Source organism: Serratia sp. (in: enterobacteria), from assembly GCF_051654945.1.
Classification (GTDB): Bacteria; Pseudomonadota; Gammaproteobacteria; order Enterobacterales; family Enterobacteriaceae; genus Chania.
Genome location: NZ_JBOFZA010000081.1, coordinates 418,476 through 434,659 on the forward strand (window position 1 = coordinate 418,476; position 16,184 = coordinate 434,659).

Below are 16,184 nucleotides of genomic sequence, written 5' to 3' on the forward strand. Positions count from 1 at the left end.
TCACATCCAGAAGTAAGCACCCCATCGCAAAGCGTGTAATACCTGCAATGTTTACCGGGAATCAGGGCGTATAAACCCGCCAGACAGCGGCTTTTTGCCACTTGAATCCATTGACGATAAAGATAATAATTATCATTGTTATTAGTATTTATTATCTAACAACATCAGAGCACCGTAACCTCAGTACGCCAAACCGGCCAGCGTTGCCAGAGTGGTAAGTTTTCGGTGCAATTTCAATGGATCCCATGGGGAATACAGGTATGCCTGCGTTTTTTCCTGCCAGTCGTTGTTCTCTTTACTGCTCGTTCGCCATTTTTCTGCCGCTGACTTCGTTTGCTGAAGATACCCTCGTGGTCACGGCCAAGCCCGTCGATAGGGCGGAAACGGCGACGCATGGCTATCAGGCTAGCACCAGCCAGGGGGCCACCAAAACGGATCGGCCACTGGTGCTTACCGCACAATCCGTCTCCGTGGTGACACGCCAGCAGATGAGTGACCAAGGGGCGCTCACGGTCAATGATGCGCTTAAATACACCCCAGGTGTGTTCACCAACTTTTCTGGTGGTGCGACGCGTTACGATACCATCGCTCTGCGCGGGTTCCACGGTGGTGATGTCAATAACACCTTCCTGAATGGTCTACGCCTGCTTAGCGACGGCGGCAGTTATAACGCTTTGCAGATCGACCCCTGGTTCCTGGAACGCATTGACGTGATTAAAGGCCCGTCGTCAGTGATGTACGGGCAAAGCATTCCTGGCGGTTTGGTGGCGATGACCAGCAAACGCCCGCAGTTTGCCAGTGAAAACCATGTGAATGTAATGGCCGGTAACAACAATACCAAAGGCGGCGCGTTTGATTCGACCGGGGCACTGAACGAGCAGTGGGCCTACCGATTGACCGGCATTACCCGCACCAGCGACACCATGTACGATCATCAGCGTGAAGAGCGCTATGCGATTTCGCCTTCGTTGTTGTGGCAGCCGGATGAAAATACCTCTTTGCTGTTACAGGCCAATCTGCAAAAAGATCCTTCCGGTGGTTACCACAGCGCGGTGCCATCAGACGGCAGCATTTACACTACCAGTGGAGACAAGCTGGGCCGTGGCTTCTTTGACGGTGAAAGCAGCCGCAATGTGTTCAAACGCTGGCAGCAAATCTACAGCTATGACTTCTCGCACAGTTTTAACGACGTGTGGTCGTTCCGACAGAACGCCAGCTACACCCATTCCAACGTCGAGTTGGAGCAGGTTTACCAGATCGGCTGGAACGCTGACCGTAGCGAGCTGAACCGCTGGTACAGCGGCTCCAACACCTCATTGGATGCTTATGCGGTGGATAACCAACTGGCGGCGGAGTTTGCCACTGGCGCGTTGGAACATAAGGTGATGTTGGGGCTGGACTACCAGCGCTTTACCAATAACCTGTGGGAGGAGTCTGGCTCGGCCACGCCGTTGAACCCGTTCACCGGCGTTTCTGGCGGGCCAGATATCACTATTCTCAGCCATACCGACTCCAAACGGCGTTATGAGCAGACCGGCGTCTACCTGCAAGACGAAATCAGCCTCTATAACTGGTATCTCAACCTTTCAGGACGCGTAGACCGTTTGGAAACCAGGAATACCGTGCTGAATACCGATTCCACCGATGCCCGTACCGATGACCACTTCACGGGGCGGGCCTCTCTGTTGTACCACTTTGATAGCGGTTTCTCGCCGTACATGAGTTACAGCTCTGCGGTAACGCCAGCGGTGTTGGCCGATAAAGAGGGCCATCTGCTCAAGCCAACCACCAGTGAGCAATATGAGGCTGGGCTAAAATATCAGGCTCCAGGCAGCAGCTCGATCTACAGCATTGCCTTATACGATCTGACGCAGAATGACGTCGCCAACCGCGTGGTGAAAGACAGCTACTATGTGCCTGCCGGTAAGGTGCATTCACAAGGGATTGAGTTGGAGGCCCGCAGCCAGGTGACTGAACGCCTGAACGTGATTGCCGGTTATAGCTACAACAAGGTGAAGTTCAAAGACGCCGTTGACGGAAACGATGGTAATACTCCCTACCTGGCCCCTAATCAGATGGCTTCTTTGTGGGGGCAGTATCGTGCTGGGCTGGGCGTCAACCTGGGGGCTGGCGTGCGGTATATTGGCAAACAGTGGGCGGATAATGAGAACACCCTGCGTATACCATCGGTAACGCTGCTGGATGCCTCGGTGCGCATGGATCTGGACAGCGTAAAACCGTCGCTTAAAGGAGCCTATGTGCAGTTGAACGCCAACAACCTGACGGATCGGGAATATGTGGCTGGCTGTTACGGTACCGGTTACTGCTACTGGGGAGCAGGGCGCTCCGTTGTCGCTACCGTAGGCTATGATTTTTAACGGCTAAACCGCACTCATCCCGCTGAAGGTTGGCGGGGTGAGTGGTTAGAACAGCGAGAATAACAGCACCACGGGCAGGCTGAGAGGCCAGGTCAGGCCGATAATCAGCGCGCTGAGCAGGCGGATGGCAGGGGTGTCGCGGCTGACCAGAAAAGTGAAAATCATCGAAATGACCAGACCAATAACATAAACGTATTGCGTGACAACCCACAGCGATGACATGAAAACAATCCCGGTTATTTTTGGCGCCCATTCTAGGCGGGTCATCGATGCTAATCAATGCGTTAACGCAGCGGGTAAAATGAGGGCAGGGCTGTTGATCGCCAGGATGGCATGCCGCCTTATTGAAAATAATTATAAATACTCCTTGCTAATAACTCTCGGTTATGAGTAAATAGCGTCATCGGTTTGAAGTACAGACCTTATGAAAGCAGTTTTAGTAAAGCAGTTCTCAGTATTAGCGATATCCGACAGATACCTCTTCTTCCGCGAATTTTTTTCTAGTGCCCCCATAAGTTTCCACTGAATTACAGACCTCATTCGCCATTATGGCGGCCTAAAAAATAATGAAGGAAGTATCTATGTCTAATAAAATGACTGGTTTAGTAAAATGGTTTGACGCTGGTAAAGGTTTTGGTTTCATTTCTCCTGCTGATGGCAGCAAAGACGTGTTCGTACACTTCTCTGCAATCCAGGGTAATGATTACAAGACGCTTGATGAAGGCCAGCAGGTTGAATTCAGCATCGAAAATGGCGCCAAAGGCCCATCAGCAGTTAACGTTACAGCACTGTAATGTAACTGGGTAGCGTGGTTGACACTTGCAATAGCGATGATGGCTTAAGCCGGAGCAGACAAGCGATAACGACGTTACCACATCAATCCCGGCCTGGTGCCGGGGTTGATACTATCCTACGCCATAGGGTAGACAGAAAAGCCGATTTCTCAAAAGTCTGTTTTTCTGTTGTGACCAGGCCGTGCTTAGGCCGTGCAATGCTGGAGTGTTCGATGGACGCTTGCGCCGCAGCATGACAGCCGGGAAAGCGACCGGCACTACTTGCTAACCCTGGCGTTTACGCCGGGGTTTTTTACATCTTTTCCCTCTCCCGAAAAATATTTTCCGATCGCTGCATCCAATATTCTCGTTCATTACGTATATGGCTATGTGAGGACATCTTCCCACATCACCCTTCGAGGATATGATCATGAAAAAGCTTCTCTGTACTGCCCTGTGTTCATCACTGTTGTTCAGTAGCGTTTCAATGGCCGCCATGATGTCCGACACGGTAATGGTCGGCGGTGCCGCCATGTATCCCAGCAAAAACATTGTCGAAAATGCCCTCAATTCCAAAGATCACACTACGCTGGTGGCTGCGGTGAAGGCTGCCGGTCTGGTCGACACGCTGCAAGGTACCGGGCCATTTACGGTATTTGCTCCGACCAATGAGGCCTTTGCCAAACTGCCTGCCGGGACGGTAGACACCTTGCTCAAGCCGGAGAATAAAGCGGCGCTGACCGGGGTACTGACTTACCACGTAGTGGCAGGCCGTTATGATATGAAACAGCTGGAGAAAAAAATCAAGGAAGGTCATGGTACGGCCGAACTGAAAACGGTGAATGGCCAACCGCTGTGGATCATGAACAACGGCCCCCACAATATTCAGCTCAAAGATGGTCAAGGCCATATTGCCAATATCAGCACCTATGATGTATATCAGAAAAATGGCGTGATCAACGTCATTGATAGCGTGCTGTTGCCAAAATAAATCCCGTCTATACTAGGTGCAGGCAGGCTGCCACAGGGCTGCCCGCACCTCGACAGGATAAGACATGAGCAAAGCACTCCCCGACCAACATGTCGAATTGATGCAGGCCGTTGCGCTTGGCGACCGCAACGCGTTTGAACAACTCTATCGGCAGACCTCTCCGCGTTTGTTCGCCGTTGCTTTACGTTTGTTGCGTCGTCAGTCCTGGGCCGAAGAGGTATTGCACGAAAGCTTTATCAGCGTATGGAATAGGGCTGCCAGCTATGACCCTGACCTCAGTGCGCCGTTGACCTGGTTAACGCACATTGTTCGCAACCGGGCTATTGATTGGCTACGCGGTGCCGGTGGCCGCGCGGGACAAACGGAAGAGGAGTGGCAGGATGACCCCGGGGCAGGCACGGAAGAACCCATCAACCAGCTGCTGCTGGGGGAAGAGGCGGGGAAATTGGCCGAGTGCCTGAATCATCTTAACGTTGAGCAGCGTCAAAGCATCGTGCTGGCTTACTACCAAGGCATGTCTCATGGCGAAGTTTCGGCGCATCTGCAACAACCGCTAGGCACGATCAAAAGCTGGATCCGCCGGGCGCTGGATCATCTGAAAAACTGTGTGGGCCTATGAAAAGCACCGGGGAGTACGACTCTGCTTTAGCCGCTGAATACGCCTTGGGCACATTGCGTGGCCCTGCACGGCTGAACTTTGAACAGCGTATCCAGCGTGAGCCTGCTTTGGCTGCCTTGGTTGCTCGCTGGCAAACGCTGCTGTCTCCACTGGACAATGCGTTGGCACCAGTAACGCCGCCCGAGCAGGTGTGGAAAAAGATCTGTCTCAGCTTACCCATGCAAGCAACGCCACGGCGTAAAGTCTGGGGTTATGTGGGGTGGGCGCTGGCTGCTGGGCTGGCGGCGTTGCTGCTGGTGCCGCGCTTTATCACTCAACCACAGGATTTTGCACCGGCAGTGGTGCTCAATGCTGGCCAGCAGGGCGGTGGCCAATGGATTGTCAGTATGGACAGCGCCAAACGTCACCTGAAACTGACCCCGCTGGATCCACAATCGCTGGCCGTAGCCAATAGCCTGCAACTCTGGGCGATCTCGCCGGGTGAAAAGCCTCGCTCCTTAGGGCTGATTGCCGCAGAGAAACCGACCGAAGTGGCATTGAATCAACTTACGCTGGCGCAGGGCATGACCATCGCCATCAGCCTGGAACCTGCGGGTGGTTCGCCTACCGGTCTTCCTACTGGCCCGGTGTTGTACAGTGGCCAGCTAACTTCTCTGTGATTTTATAGCGGTTTTTTTCCTGCTAAAGGCCCCAATACTGGTTTTTACGACCATAATTAACTTATCAATAGCCGATAAAGGGGTTGTCATGATATGGATTGAGCAGGGACTGTACCTTAGCGTTGTGCAGATGGACAATGCACCCAAGCCTTATCCGCTGGAGAGCGGCTTCACCCCGAATACGGCCTATCGCGCACTGGGTATGTATAACCCTTCGGAAACCGCAGACGCTTATTTTATCCTTTCGAATGACCGGGATGAAATCTGGTTTATCTGTAACCGGCATCTCAGAACGGTGGGCTTGTTCCCCGATATCCGCGACTTTAGATATTTGTTATGACGGCAATGCCTCCTTGGTTAATGCAAATCTAAGCCATTCTGTAAACAACCAAAAATCTCACTTCGGTGGGATTTTTTGCCTCTCAAGTTCTGACAATCCGTTGTTGTGTCGCTAGTACAACCCTCGCGAATATCCCTAACCTTATGGTTTTGAGACACTGTTTATCTGAGCAGGGGGCAGGTTTTGACGGAGGAATTCAAATGCAGATAAATAGACAGGGTGTTGCCGATCGTGAAGTGTTGCTGTCATGAGCCTGGTGGGGTTAAGTCAGTTTGCCAAAGGTCATTGGCAGTTATTGCTGGTCTGCATGCTTGCAGCGCTGTTGGTTGGCATGCGTCAACGTATCGATGCTTTGAAGGCGGACATAGGCCAGTATCAGAAAGATAACGGGGCGTTGACCAACGCATTAACCGGCAGGGATGAAACCATCCAGGCGCTAAAAGGGGTCGTGGATGCCGATCGCCGGGCTACCGAACAACAGTTGAAGATTGAGAGGCAAGTGAGGGAAAAGGCCGATGCTGAAAACAGATCGTTACGTAAAGCGTTGGAGGATAACGACTGTAGCAATCAGCGGCTGCCTGCTGATGCTCTCGATATCCTGCGCGGAGAAACCAGAGCCAGTCTCACCGGCTCCGCAACTGATCTACGTATACCCGCCAGCGGTATTGCTACAGCACTGTGAGAAGACACCGTTTACCGGCGAGACTTTCGGCGATGCCGTTATGGCTTTGCAGGTGAGCCAGGGTGAGCTTGATATCTGCTCATCAAGGATCGACGCATTGATTGAGTGGCAACGAGGCTTAAGAAGCATTCATTGAAGCCGAAGGTGACTCAACAGCATAAAAAAACGGCCAGCTAACGCTCGTTGCTGGCCATTTTCGCTGATGAACACGACTCACGCCGTCTGCTTGTGGAACAACTCCCTGAACACCGGATAGATATCATCCGGCTCGCGGATATGCTGCATGGCGAAGTTTTCAAACGTCGCTTGCAAATGCTCATATTCACGCCACAGCGTTTGGTGGGCACGGCGGGTTATTTCGATATAGCTGTAATAACGCACCATCGGCAGGATATTTTTTGACAGCAGCTCATGGCACAGCGGTGAATCATCCGCCCAGTTATCGCCATCCGAAGCCTGAGCCGCATAAATGTTCCATTGCGCTGGATCATAACGCTCTTCGACTACTTCATTCATCAGCTTCAAGGCGCTGGAAACGATGGTGCCGCCGGTTTCCTGTGAGTAGAAGAACTCCTGCTCATCTACTTCTTTGGCCTGAGTGTGATGACGAATATAAACCACCTCGACGTTTTTATAGGTTCGGCTGAGGAACAGATACAGCAGAATATAAAAGCGCTTGGCCATGTCTTTGGTCGCCTGATCCATCGAGCCGGAAACGTCCATCAGGCAGAACATCACCGCCTGGCTGGAAGGTTCGGGACGGCGTTCGTAGTTTTTGTAGCGCAGGTCGAAGGTGTCGATAAACGGCACACTGTCGATTTTCTTGCGCAGTTCGGCGATCTCCTTGCGCATGCGCTCTTCTTCCAGCAATTGCACCGGTTCGGTGTTTTCCAACAGGGCAAGGCTGTCTTCAAGCTCATGCAAGGTACGTCGCTTACCCGCAGTCATGGCGGTTCGCCGCGCCAGCGAGTTTTGCAGTGAGCGGACCACGCTGATATTGGCCGGCACGCCATTGGCGGTGTAACCAGCACGGTGGGTTTTGTATTCTGTCAGCTGCTTATACTGATTTTTCTTCAGGTTAGGCAGCGCCAAATCCTCGAACAACAGGTCGAGATACTCATCTTTGGATATCTGGAAGACAAACTCGTCCTGGCCGTCCCCATCCTGACTGGCATTACCCTGGCCGCCGCCACCTCCACCGCCGCCCTGTGGGCGTTCAACGCGGTCATTTTGTACGAAGTGATCGTTACCGGGATGAACGCGATGGCGTTTACCGCCGCGCCCTTGATGAAACATTGGCTCGTTGATATCGCCACCGGGGATCGACACCGATTCCCCGCTGTCCACGTCGGTGACCGAACGCTTGTTGATGGCTTCGGCAATCGACTGTTTGATTTGCGACTTATAGCGGCGCAAGAAGCGTTGGCGGTTCACCATGCTCTTGTTTTTGCCGTTTAGCCGTCGGTCAATGAAATACGCCATACATCCCCCAAACAACGTTGCCAACTTTCTCTACCCTGGGTCTTTCAGGTTGCAGCGCGTTGGCTGCAACCCGAAAGCCATGAGGTATACAGGCTATCTATGACGTCATAGCGCAGGTTTATGAAGATTTTCTCACCCGCAGATACCATTCGCACAGCAGACGAACCTGCTTGCGGGTGTAGCCTTTCTCCATCATCCGGTCGACGAAGTCATCGTGTTTTTTCTGCTCATCCGTTGAGGTTTTAGCATTAAAGGAAATGACTGGCAGCAGCTCTTCGGTATTCGAGAACATTTTCTTCTCGATGACCGTACGCAGCTTCTCGTAACTGGTCCAGTTCGGGTTCCGGCCGCTGTTATTGGCACGGGCACGCAGGACAAAGTTGACGATTTCGTTGCGGAAATCTTTCGGGTTGCTGATACCCGCGGGCTTCTCGATTTTCTCCAGTTCAGCGTTCAGCGATTCACGATCAAACAGCTGTCCGGTATCGGGATCACGGTACTCCTGATCCTGGATCCAGAAGTCTGCATAGGTCACGTAGCGGTCAAAAATATTCTGACCGTATTCTGAGTAGGATTCCAGATAGGCGGTCTGGATCTCTTTGCCGATAAACTCGGCGTATTTTGGGATCAGGTAGCCTTTCAGGTGTTCCAGATATTTTTCCGCCAGATCCTGCGGGAACTGCTCACGTTCGATTTGCTGTTCCAGGATGTAGAACAGGTGTACCGGGTTAGCCGCTACTTCGGCATGGTCGAAGTTGAACACCCGGGACAGGATCTTGAAGGCGAAACGGGTCGAAAGACCGTTCATCCCTTCGTCCACCCCGGCATAGTCGCGATATTCCTGATACGACTTGGCCTTCGGATCGGTGTCTTTCAGGCTTTCACCATCATAGACACGCATCTTCGAATAGATGCTGGAGTTGTCTGGCTCTTTCATCCGTGACAGCACGGTAAAACGAGCCAACGTTTCCAACGTACCAGGGGCACAAGGCGCATGAGTCAGTTCGCTGTTATCCAGCAGTTTGTCGTAGATCTTAATCTCTTCCGACACCCGCAGGCAGTAAGGCACCTTGACGATGTAAACACGGTCGAGGAAGGCCTCGTTATTCTTGTTGTTGCGGAAGGTCACCCATTCCGATTCGTTGGAGTGCGCCAGAATAATGCCGCTGAACGGCAGGGCAGAGATCCCCTCGGTACCGTTGTAGTTACCTTCCTGGGTGGCAGTCAGCAGAGGATGCAGCACCTTGATCGGCGCTTTGAACATCTCCACGAATTCCATGATCCCCTGGTTGGCGCGGCACAGTGCACCGGAATAGCCATAGGCATCCGGATCGTTCTGCGCATGGTTTTCCAACTTACGGATGTCCACTTTACCGACCAACGCAGAAATATCCTGGTTGTTCTCATCGCCCGGTTCGGTTTTGGCGATGGCGATTTGTTCAAGTATTGAAGGGCGAACCTTCACTACTTTGAATTTGGTGATGTCACCGCCGAACTCATGCAGGCGTTTGGCGGCCCACGGCGACATAATGGTGCCAAGGTAACGCGTCGGGATGTTGTATTCTTTTTCCAGAATATTGGCATCCTCCTGCGGGTTGAACAGGCACAGCGGATGGTCATTGACCGGGCTGCGCTCGCCATTGGCGCTCAGGGTGTAAATCGGTACGCGCTGCATCAAGGCTTTCAGCCGTTCTGCCAGCGAGGATTTACCGCCACCCACCGGGCCCAACAGATAAAGGATTTGTTTCTTCTCTTCGAGGCCCTGGGCGGCGTGTCTCAGGTAAGAAACTATCTGTTCGATAGCTTCTTCCATGCCGTAGAATTCCTCGAATGCCGGATAGCGTGCGATCACGCGGTTGGAGAACAGGCGAGACATACGCGACTCAAGCGCGGTATCGACCATAACTGGTTCACCGATTGCCATGAGTAGACGTTCTGCCGCATTGGCATAGGCACTGCGATCTTGCCGGCAGATGGTAAGAAATTCCTGCAGTGTGAACTCTTCGTCCTTGGCAGCTTCGTAGCGCTGGCGATAGTGGTCAAATATGTTCATGGCGATGCCCGTCCTTTCGTTATTAGCACAGGTTAATAAAGGAGCTGGTGTTGGTATTCTGGCTCCCGAAAGCGTGAAGTTATCTCTGAGTACAGCAACTCGTATGCCAACTTGGTGCGCTTATTATCGCGAGTTGCGCTGTATTGCCACTGGGCTCAGGCTAATTTCACCTTCTGCTTTTAAGCTTAGTTGCATACTGGAAAATTTCCTGCAAGAGAAATGGTCTTTTTTAAGTCATTTCAATGACTCAGTTCGGGCGAGGGGCGGCAAATGCCTTGTCTGGCGCGGCTTGCGGCAAAAATCGTCATCATTTTGCCATCAATAATTCATGTTTCCGTTCTAAGTTATTCGATCTTCATCGTTTTATATTGTAAAGATCCGGCAATAATTCACATTTTCACATAAACTATCGCCATTATTGTCCTTTGTTATGTATGGAAAAAGAACCTGTGAAGATATCTAAACTCAAAACGCTAGCAATTTTCGCTTCCGCAATGGTTTGTGCGCACAGTGCTCAGGCAGGTAACTGGTCACTCGGTGCTTCAGCGCTGGTTAGCCCTGACCCTTACCGTGGTTACCAGGATCGTGTCTATCCCGTTCCGATTATCAATTACGATGGTGATGATTTTTACTTCCATACGCTGTTGGCCGGTTACAACCTATGGAAAGATAAGCAAAACCACCTGAGCCTGATTACCTATTACTCACCGCTGCACTATAAGCCAGGCGACAGTGACGACGACCGCATGAAGCAGTTGGACAAGCGTCACAGCACCGTTATGGCCGGAGTGGCGTTTACACATAATGCCGAGTGGGGGACGATCCGTACCGCCTTCTCCGGTGATGTTCTGGATAACAGCAACGGTCTGGTGGGTGATATTGCCTATCTGTACAAGTTCCAAGTGGGTTCCTGGAGCTTTGCCCCTGGCATCGGGGTCAACTGGAACAGTTCCAACCAGAACCAATACTACTATGGCATCAACGGTGAAGAATCCCGTCGTAGCACCTTCGACAGCTATAAGCCAAGCGATAGCTGGTCGCCATATCTGGAACTATCCACCAACTATAATATCAACGCCAACTGGAATGCTTTCTTCACTGGCCGCCTTTCTAGCCTGGACAGCGAAGTTAAAGACAGTCCAATGGTGGATGAATCTTATACCGGCATGCTGTGGACGGGTGTGACTTACACCTTCTAAGCCGGGCAGTGCATTATCTTGGTGCAGTGAATGCATCGAAAAGGGGCGGAGACGCTCCTTTTGCACATCTGAGGTGCAGGTCTTCCCCTCACCCCAATCCTTTCTCAAAAAGGAGAGGGAGCGGTCCTGCGTTGTGGCCCGACGTAGACGTTAATCAGTAACTCAAGGGCGGGCGATGCAATAAAATTGTGGCACGTTCTGTCCCCTCTCCCTTTGGGGTGTACAGGGGTAGGGTGAGGGGAACGTACTCCTGTGGAGTTAACTATTTTTAATGCTGCGGATTTTCATCGCCAGTCGGGCAGGCTGTTCGCCGGAGGCTACCAGCGGCTTGCTTACACGCCCGGTCTCAACGCAGACCATGGTTTTGTAACCATCGTTTGGCATATCCGCCATGCTGCATGAAAGCTCAACGCCCGGGTTCCAGGCGATCACATCACTCATGTGGTGATGATTGACCTCGATGGTGCGTTGCAATACCGGGTCTTTGATCAGGCTGCAAGGCGTGGCTTGAGTGTAGATACGGTCGGTTTGACCGGTAAATTCCAACTCGCCAATCTGGCGTGCCTCAATCCCCTTGGCGACCTTATCAATATAATGCTCGCCAAGACCGGCAATTTTCACCTTGTCGATGTCACCGATCTGGAAATAGGTATGCAGCGCAGCGGTGGCCTGATAGTCGCCGTGTGACTCCAGTTCCATCTCGCACTCTTCACCCAGCTTGAAGCGAGCTATCAGTGTGAAAGCGTGTGGCCACAATTTGCGGGTCTGTTCATTGTCTTGCAGCGTAAAGGTCAGGATCACGCCGTTTTCGTCTTCATCATGCGCGGTCAACTGCCACGGCTGGTTACGAGCAAAACCGTGGGATGGGCTGCCTGCCGGACCAAACCAAGGCCAGCAGATCGGTACGCCGCCGCGGATTGCCACGCCGTTTTTGAATGGGGTGTTGTTGCTCAGCCAGAGAACCGGTTTGTCACCGCTCGGCTGCCAGGCCAATAGGTGTGCCCCTTGCAGGGTAATGGCTGCGCGGACTTTCGGGTGGGAAACCACCACCACGGGCAGCTCGTCCAACTGACGTTGGCTGATAAAAGGGGAGATTTGTTCGGTAACGGGTAGGGTGAAGATTTTTTCGTTCATGTTGTTGCCTTCTTTTCGCCGCAAAAAACAAAGTTACCCTATGGATTTCAAGTCACAGCTAGGCGACAAGATTACTCATCCTCAGGAGCTTACTATTGTAAGTGACTGGGGTGTGACAAATCTGTTTGGAACAGATTTGAACGCTGTACACAGCGGCCCCGCAGGGGTGAGGCCCAGGGATGGGGCGAATAGCTGCGCAGGTAACAACGCTGTGGCTTGAAAGACGACGGGTATAAAAAGGGCGACTTAGAGTCGCCCTTGATAATCAGCTTCGCATCATGCCATTACTTGGAGATGTGAGCGATCAGGTCCAGTACTTTGTTTGAGTAGCCGGTTTCGTTGTCGTACCAGGAAACCAGTTTCACAAAGGTGTCGCTCAGCGCGATACCGGCTTTGGCATCGAATACAGAAGTCAGTTTCTCGCCGTTGAAATCGGTAGAAACCACTTCGTCTTCGGTGTAGCCCAGCACGCCTTTCAGCTCGCCTTCTGAAGCCGCTTTGATAGCAGCACAGATTTCTTTGTAAGAAGCAGGTTTTGCCAGACGGGCAGTCAGGTCAACCACAGACACGTTCGGAGTAGGAACGCGGAACGCCATACCGGTCAGTTTGCCGTTCAGTTCTGGGATGACTTTACCTACTGCTTTAGCAGCACCGGTAGAAGAAGGGATGATGTTCTGGGATGCGCCGCGGCCGCCGCGCCAGTCTTTGTGAGACGGGCCATCAACGGTTTTCTGAGTTGCGGTAGTTGCATGCACAGTGGTCATCAGAGCTTCAACGATACCGAACTTGTCGTTGATGACTTTAGCCAGTGGAGCCAGGCAGTTGGTGGTACAAGAAGCGTTGGAAACGATTTCCTGGCCAGCGTAAGACTTGTGGTTCACGCCCATAACGAACATTGGGGTGTCATCTTTAGATGGGCCAGTCAGAACAACTTTCTTAGCACCTGCAGCGATGTGTTTACGTGCAGTTTCGTCAGTCAGGAACAGGCCAGTTGCTTCAGCAACGATGTCAACGTTGACTTCGTTCCACTTCAGGTTAGCCGGATCTCTTTCTGAGGTACAACGGATGGTTTTGCCGTTAACAACCAGGTGGCCGTCTTTAACTTCTACAGTACCGTCGAAACGGCCATGAGTAGAGTCATACTTCAGCATGTAAGCCATGTACTCTGCATCTAACAGATCGTTGATTGCAACGATTTCGATGTCAGAACGTTCCTGAGCAGCACGGAAAACAATGCGACCGATACGGCCAAAACCGTTGATACCTACTTTGATAGTCATATATTCCACCAGCTATTTGTTAGTGAATAAAAGGTTGGTTGTAAAATTACAAAAACCTTACCCAGCGTCAAGCGGAATCGTGTCAATTCTTGCTGCAAGTCAAACCTGAAGCCCAGATTTGCCCACAAATCGCACATTCCATTTACGTTTGGCCTCCGATACATATGGGGGCAAACTGCCAAGTATAAAGTCAGTACGTGCAGGATATGTGATCAAAGTCACATATGGCGGCAGCGTAACCTTTATGCCGTACATTTTAGGCTAAAAAGGCCTGCAGCGTTGTTAATTTTTTGTTATTATTACTCATTGTTTTCGTTGACATTATCCACACTGCGGGAATAGCACAAATGGCTAAAGAGATAACCCCCAATTCTCCACGCACCGAACTGAATGAAATCCAACGGTATGTGACGCAAGAGCGTGGCACTGAAGCCCCCTATACCGGTAAATTACTGCACAACCAGCGTGAAGGTGTGTACCATTGCCTATGCTGTAACTCGCCGCTGTTCTTCTCCGCCAGCAAGTTTGATTCTGGCTGCGGCTGGCCCAGCTTCTATCAGCCGGTTTCGGACGATGCCATTCGTTATCTTGATGATAACTCGCATAATATGCACCGCGTCGAGATCCGTTGTGGTCGCTGTGACGCGCATTTGGGGCACGTGTTCCCCGATGGCCCACAGCCGACTGGCGAACGTTATTGTGTTAACTCCGCGTCACTGAATTTCACTGACGATGAGAATGGCGAGCAGACGGCAGGCTAGGCTGTAACTAAACCAACAAAATCGATTCAGCTAATTATTCATCCTTGGGTGAGGAAATGCTCTGATGGAAGTAAAAGATCTGATTGCGGCCATGACGCCGGAAATCTACCAGCGGCTGGTGCTGGCCGTGGAGCTGGGCAAGTGGCCGGATGGTGTGGCATTGACGCCAGAGCAGAAAGAACACAGCCTGCAGGCGGTGATGTTGTGGCAGTCGATGAACAATGCGGACCCGCAACATATGAGCATCGGCACCGACGGGCAAATTGTGATGAAAAGCAAGCAGGAGCTGAAACAGCAGTTTATGGCCGAGCCATTGGCCAAGCTGAAGCCACAATAACCCGCTGCTAACAGGGCGATGTTGCCATCGCCCTGCAAACTTTATTTCTTCAGCGGGCTGATGCCCAAGGTCTCGGCCAGTTGATGGGCCAGGCGATTGTTATCGTCTGCGCCATATTCCCAGAACATCGCCCCTCCCAATCCTTTGCTCTTGATGTACTCGGCCTTGATGGCGACCGAGCGCGGGTTTTCATAGCCAATCGCGAACAGCGGCTTGCCTTCTGCCGATTTCATCATCAGATAGGGCACTTTGGCGTCGTTATCCCAATGTGCACTAAAACGCCGTTGTGGATCATTCAACATTTTGTTCACGATGTCGTTGTACTTGATGTAGGTGTCTTTATCCAAATCCACCCCCAGCGACCTGAAGGTATCTTTTTCACGCGCGGTGAAATAGGGCTGGGTGACGGGATGTTTGGCTGCATCAGCCACATCCCAATCAATACCTGCTTCGGTGGCGCGTTTAGGGACCCGGCCATAGAATCCAATCCCCAGATTAAGCTGAGCAGGCTTCAGCCCGGCGGCCAGATAGTTGTTGACCACGAAGTCGGCGCTGTACCTGTCGGCAGCAGCAACGGTTGGCCATTGTTTGGAATCATAGAGGTTGGAATTGAAATATTGGGTGCCGTACGCCATGTCGTAGGTCATCAGATTGATGTAGTCCAAATAGGGCGCAATAGCCTTGACGTCCACCCATTCCTGCGGACTTTTGACGTTGGCCCCTACGGCGATGGTCAGCAGTTTTTCTTTACCCAATGCCTGATGCAGTTCGCTCAGCAGGGCGGTGAAGTTGGCGCGGTCAGCAGGTTGGCTTTCCACCAATCCCCAAGCCCCATTCACCGGGTATTCCCAATCCAGATCGATGCCATCGAGCTGATACTTGGCGATCGCGTCCTGCACCGAACGGATAAACACCGCTCGGTTTTCCGGCGTTGCCGCCGCGCCAGAGAAGCCGCGAGCTCCCCAGCCACCCACGGAAAGTAGTACCTTCAGTGCAGGGTTTTGTTGGCGTAATACCGGCAGCCGCTTTAAATCCGCTTCCACTTTAGGGGAGAGATAGATTTGATGCAGGCGAGAAGGGTCTTTCAGTGCTGGATTGGACTCGTCTTTCTCCGCGTTATAAATCAGGCCGAAAGAGTAGTTGAGGTGGGTGATCTGGCTGACATCCAACAGGTTGATGTCACCACCTGGCCCGGCAGTGACGTCGCCACCGCCATTGAAGTAGCCGACAGAAAGATAAGAGGCGGCATGTGCGAAACCAGCGCCAGCCATACTGAGTTGCACCGCTACCAGCATGGGCAGCAGTTTACGGGGTAAAGCCATGTCATCTCCTTTGGTCAGCAAGGCCGACCTGAACCGCCTGAGGCGGTATCAATAAAGCCGGGCTCACTAAGCCCCGGATGCGTATAACTAGTTGATGCCAATGCATCAACAGCCATAACAGCAAAAGAGGCAGGAGGGGACAAGACCGTAATGCAGAAGAATGGTGAGAATGTG

17 protein-coding genes are annotated in these 16,184 nt (G+C 52.1%); 11 read left to right on the plus strand and 6 right to left on the minus strand.

Features of this window, described 5'->3' with window-relative positions; genetic code table 11:
• Nucleotides 1–260 precede the first annotated feature (260 nt).
• A complete protein-coding gene (locus ACRDCA_RS18385; RefSeq protein WP_438690820.1) occupies nucleotides 261–2,378 on the plus strand; it encodes a TonB-dependent siderophore receptor in 2,118 nt (705 codons plus the stop codon).
• 45 nt (nucleotides 2,379–2,423) lie between these two features.
• Here the strand turns inward: ACRDCA_RS18385 and ACRDCA_RS18390 are convergent, their stop codons facing one another.
• Complete coding sequence (locus ACRDCA_RS18390; protein WP_438690821.1) at nucleotides 2,424–2,600, minus strand: GhoT/OrtT family toxin; 177 nt, start codon at nucleotides 2,598–2,600, stop codon at nucleotides 2,424–2,426.
• Nucleotides 2,601–2,959: 359 nt separating this feature from the next.
• On the opposite strand from ACRDCA_RS18390, the gene cspE reads away from it, so the two are divergent.
• From cspE to lysC, 7 genes are all read left to right on the plus strand, one after another.
• Entirely contained in the window at nucleotides 2,960–3,172 is a 213-nt protein-coding gene (cspE, locus tag ACRDCA_RS18395; protein WP_025121028.1) for a transcription antiterminator/RNA stability regulator CspE, read from the plus strand.
• Between the two features lie 409 nt (nucleotides 3,173–3,581).
• Nucleotides 3,582–4,142: a fasciclin domain-containing protein gene (locus tag ACRDCA_RS18400; protein ID WP_025121027.1), complete on the plus strand. Its 561-nt coding sequence runs from the start codon at nucleotides 3,582–3,584 to the stop codon at nucleotides 4,140–4,142.
• A 64-nt stretch (nucleotides 4,143–4,206) separates the two neighbouring features.
• The gene (locus tag ACRDCA_RS18405; protein ID WP_438690822.1) at nucleotides 4,207–4,761 is read left to right on the plus strand and encodes an RNA polymerase sigma factor; all 555 of its coding nucleotides are present in this window, start codon (nucleotides 4,207–4,209) and stop codon (nucleotides 4,759–4,761) included.
• Nucleotides 4,758–5,420, plus strand: a complete 663-nt coding sequence (locus ACRDCA_RS18410) for an anti-sigma factor (RefSeq protein ID WP_438690823.1) — start codon at nucleotides 4,758–4,760, stop codon at nucleotides 5,418–5,420. The genes ACRDCA_RS18405 and ACRDCA_RS18410 overlap by 4 nt, the downstream gene beginning before the upstream one ends.
• A gap of 88 nt (nucleotides 5,421–5,508) precedes the next feature.
• Complete coding sequence (locus tag ACRDCA_RS18415) at nucleotides 5,509–5,760, plus strand: hypothetical protein (RefSeq protein ID WP_025121024.1); 252 nt, start codon at nucleotides 5,509–5,511, stop codon at nucleotides 5,758–5,760.
• Nucleotides 5,761–6,007: 247 nt separating this feature from the next.
• Entirely contained in the window at nucleotides 6,008–6,442 is a 435-nt protein-coding gene (locus ACRDCA_RS18420) for a hypothetical protein (RefSeq protein WP_438691016.1), read from the plus strand.
• Nucleotides 6,345–6,578 (plus strand): Rz1-like lysis system protein LysC, encoded by a 234-nt coding sequence (gene lysC / locus ACRDCA_RS18425; RefSeq protein WP_438691011.1) that lies wholly within the window; start codon nucleotides 6,345–6,347, stop codon nucleotides 6,576–6,578. Before ACRDCA_RS18420 ends, lysC begins: the two co-directional genes overlap by 98 nt.
• Before the next feature lie 77 nt (nucleotides 6,579–6,655).
• Here the strand turns inward: lysC and ACRDCA_RS18430 are convergent, their stop codons facing one another.
• Nucleotides 6,656–7,924, minus strand: coding sequence for a YeaH/YhbH family protein (locus tag ACRDCA_RS18430; RefSeq protein ID WP_438690824.1), 1,269 nt, complete (start codon nucleotides 7,922–7,924; stop codon nucleotides 6,656–6,658).
• 118 nt (nucleotides 7,925–8,042) lie between these two features.
• On the minus strand, nucleotides 8,043–9,977 hold the full coding sequence (yeaG, locus tag ACRDCA_RS18435; protein WP_411752425.1) for a protein kinase YeaG: 1,935 nt from the start codon (nucleotides 9,975–9,977) through the stop codon (nucleotides 8,043–8,045).
• A 434-nt stretch (nucleotides 9,978–10,411) separates the two neighbouring features.
• Between yeaG and ACRDCA_RS18440 the strand changes: the two genes are divergently transcribed.
• Complete coding sequence (locus ACRDCA_RS18440) at nucleotides 10,412–11,176, plus strand: MipA/OmpV family protein (RefSeq protein WP_438690825.1); 765 nt, start codon at nucleotides 10,412–10,414, stop codon at nucleotides 11,174–11,176.
• A 258-nt stretch (nucleotides 11,177–11,434) separates the two neighbouring features.
• On the opposite strand, the gene ACRDCA_RS18445 is transcribed toward ACRDCA_RS18440, so the two are convergent.
• On the minus strand, nucleotides 11,435–12,310 hold the full coding sequence (locus tag ACRDCA_RS18445) for a D-hexose-6-phosphate mutarotase (protein ID WP_438690826.1): 876 nt from the start codon (nucleotides 12,308–12,310) through the stop codon (nucleotides 11,435–11,437).
• 284 nt (nucleotides 12,311–12,594) lie between these two features.
• On the minus strand, nucleotides 12,595–13,590 hold the full coding sequence (gene gapA / locus ACRDCA_RS18450) for a glyceraldehyde-3-phosphate dehydrogenase (RefSeq protein ID WP_029987603.1): 996 nt from the start codon (nucleotides 13,588–13,590) through the stop codon (nucleotides 12,595–12,597).
• Between the two features lie 347 nt (nucleotides 13,591–13,937).
• On the opposite strand from gapA, the gene msrB reads away from it, so the two are divergent.
• Nucleotides 13,938–14,351, plus strand: coding sequence for a peptide-methionine (R)-S-oxide reductase MsrB (msrB, locus tag ACRDCA_RS18455; RefSeq protein WP_438690827.1), 414 nt, complete (start codon nucleotides 13,938–13,940; stop codon nucleotides 14,349–14,351).
• 64 nt (nucleotides 14,352–14,415) lie between these two features.
• A complete protein-coding gene (locus ACRDCA_RS18460) occupies nucleotides 14,416–14,688 on the plus strand; it encodes a YeaC family protein (protein WP_021181206.1) in 273 nt (90 codons plus the stop codon).
• Between the two features lie 41 nt (nucleotides 14,689–14,729).
• Here ACRDCA_RS18460 and ACRDCA_RS18465 read toward each other — a convergent pair whose 3' ends face one another.
• Entirely contained in the window at nucleotides 14,730–16,010 is a 1,281-nt protein-coding gene (locus ACRDCA_RS18465; RefSeq protein WP_438690828.1) for a glycoside hydrolase family 18 protein, read from the minus strand.
• Nucleotides 16,011–16,184 lie beyond the last annotated feature (174 nt).

Bases quoted from the DNA above. Each gene is read 5' to 3' on its own strand.
- ACRDCA_RS18385 (WP_438690820.1), top strand. From the start codon at position 261: ATGCCTGCGTTTTTTCCTGCCAGTCGTTGTTCTCTTTACTGCTCGTTC.
- ACRDCA_RS18390 (WP_438690821.1), bottom strand. From the start codon at position 2,600: ATGTCATCGCTGTGGGTTGTCACGCAATACGTTTATGTTATTGGTCTG.
- cspE (WP_025121028.1), top strand. From the start codon at position 2,960: ATGTCTAATAAAATGACTGGTTTAGTAAAATGGTTTGACGCTGGTAAA.
- ACRDCA_RS18400 (WP_025121027.1), top strand. From the start codon at position 3,582: ATGAAAAAGCTTCTCTGTACTGCCCTGTGTTCATCACTGTTGTTCAGT.
- ACRDCA_RS18405 (WP_438690822.1), top strand. From the start codon at position 4,207: ATGAGCAAAGCACTCCCCGACCAACATGTCGAATTGATGCAGGCCGTT.
- ACRDCA_RS18410 (WP_438690823.1), top strand. From the start codon at position 4,758: ATGAAAAGCACCGGGGAGTACGACTCTGCTTTAGCCGCTGAATACGCC.
- ACRDCA_RS18415 (WP_025121024.1), top strand. From the start codon at position 5,509: ATGATATGGATTGAGCAGGGACTGTACCTTAGCGTTGTGCAGATGGAC.
- ACRDCA_RS18420 (WP_438691016.1), top strand. From the start codon at position 6,008: ATGAGCCTGGTGGGGTTAAGTCAGTTTGCCAAAGGTCATTGGCAGTTA.
- lysC (WP_438691011.1), top strand. From the start codon at position 6,345: ATGCTCTCGATATCCTGCGCGGAGAAACCAGAGCCAGTCTCACCGGCT.
- ACRDCA_RS18430 (WP_438690824.1), bottom strand. From the start codon at position 7,924: ATGGCGTATTTCATTGACCGACGGCTAAACGGCAAAAACAAGAGCATG.
- yeaG (WP_411752425.1), bottom strand. From the start codon at position 9,977: ATGAACATATTTGACCACTATCGCCAGCGCTACGAAGCTGCCAAGGAC.
- ACRDCA_RS18440 (WP_438690825.1), top strand. From the start codon at position 10,412: ATGGAAAAAGAACCTGTGAAGATATCTAAACTCAAAACGCTAGCAATT.
- ACRDCA_RS18445 (WP_438690826.1), bottom strand. From the start codon at position 12,310: ATGAACGAAAAAATCTTCACCCTACCCGTTACCGAACAAATCTCCCCT.
- gapA (WP_029987603.1), bottom strand. From the start codon at position 13,590: ATGACTATCAAAGTAGGTATCAACGGTTTTGGCCGTATCGGTCGCATT.
- msrB (WP_438690827.1), top strand. From the start codon at position 13,938: ATGGCTAAAGAGATAACCCCCAATTCTCCACGCACCGAACTGAATGAA.
- ACRDCA_RS18460 (WP_021181206.1), top strand. From the start codon at position 14,416: ATGGAAGTAAAAGATCTGATTGCGGCCATGACGCCGGAAATCTACCAG.
- ACRDCA_RS18465 (WP_438690828.1), bottom strand. From the start codon at position 16,010: ATGGCTTTACCCCGTAAACTGCTGCCCATGCTGGTAGCGGTGCAACTC.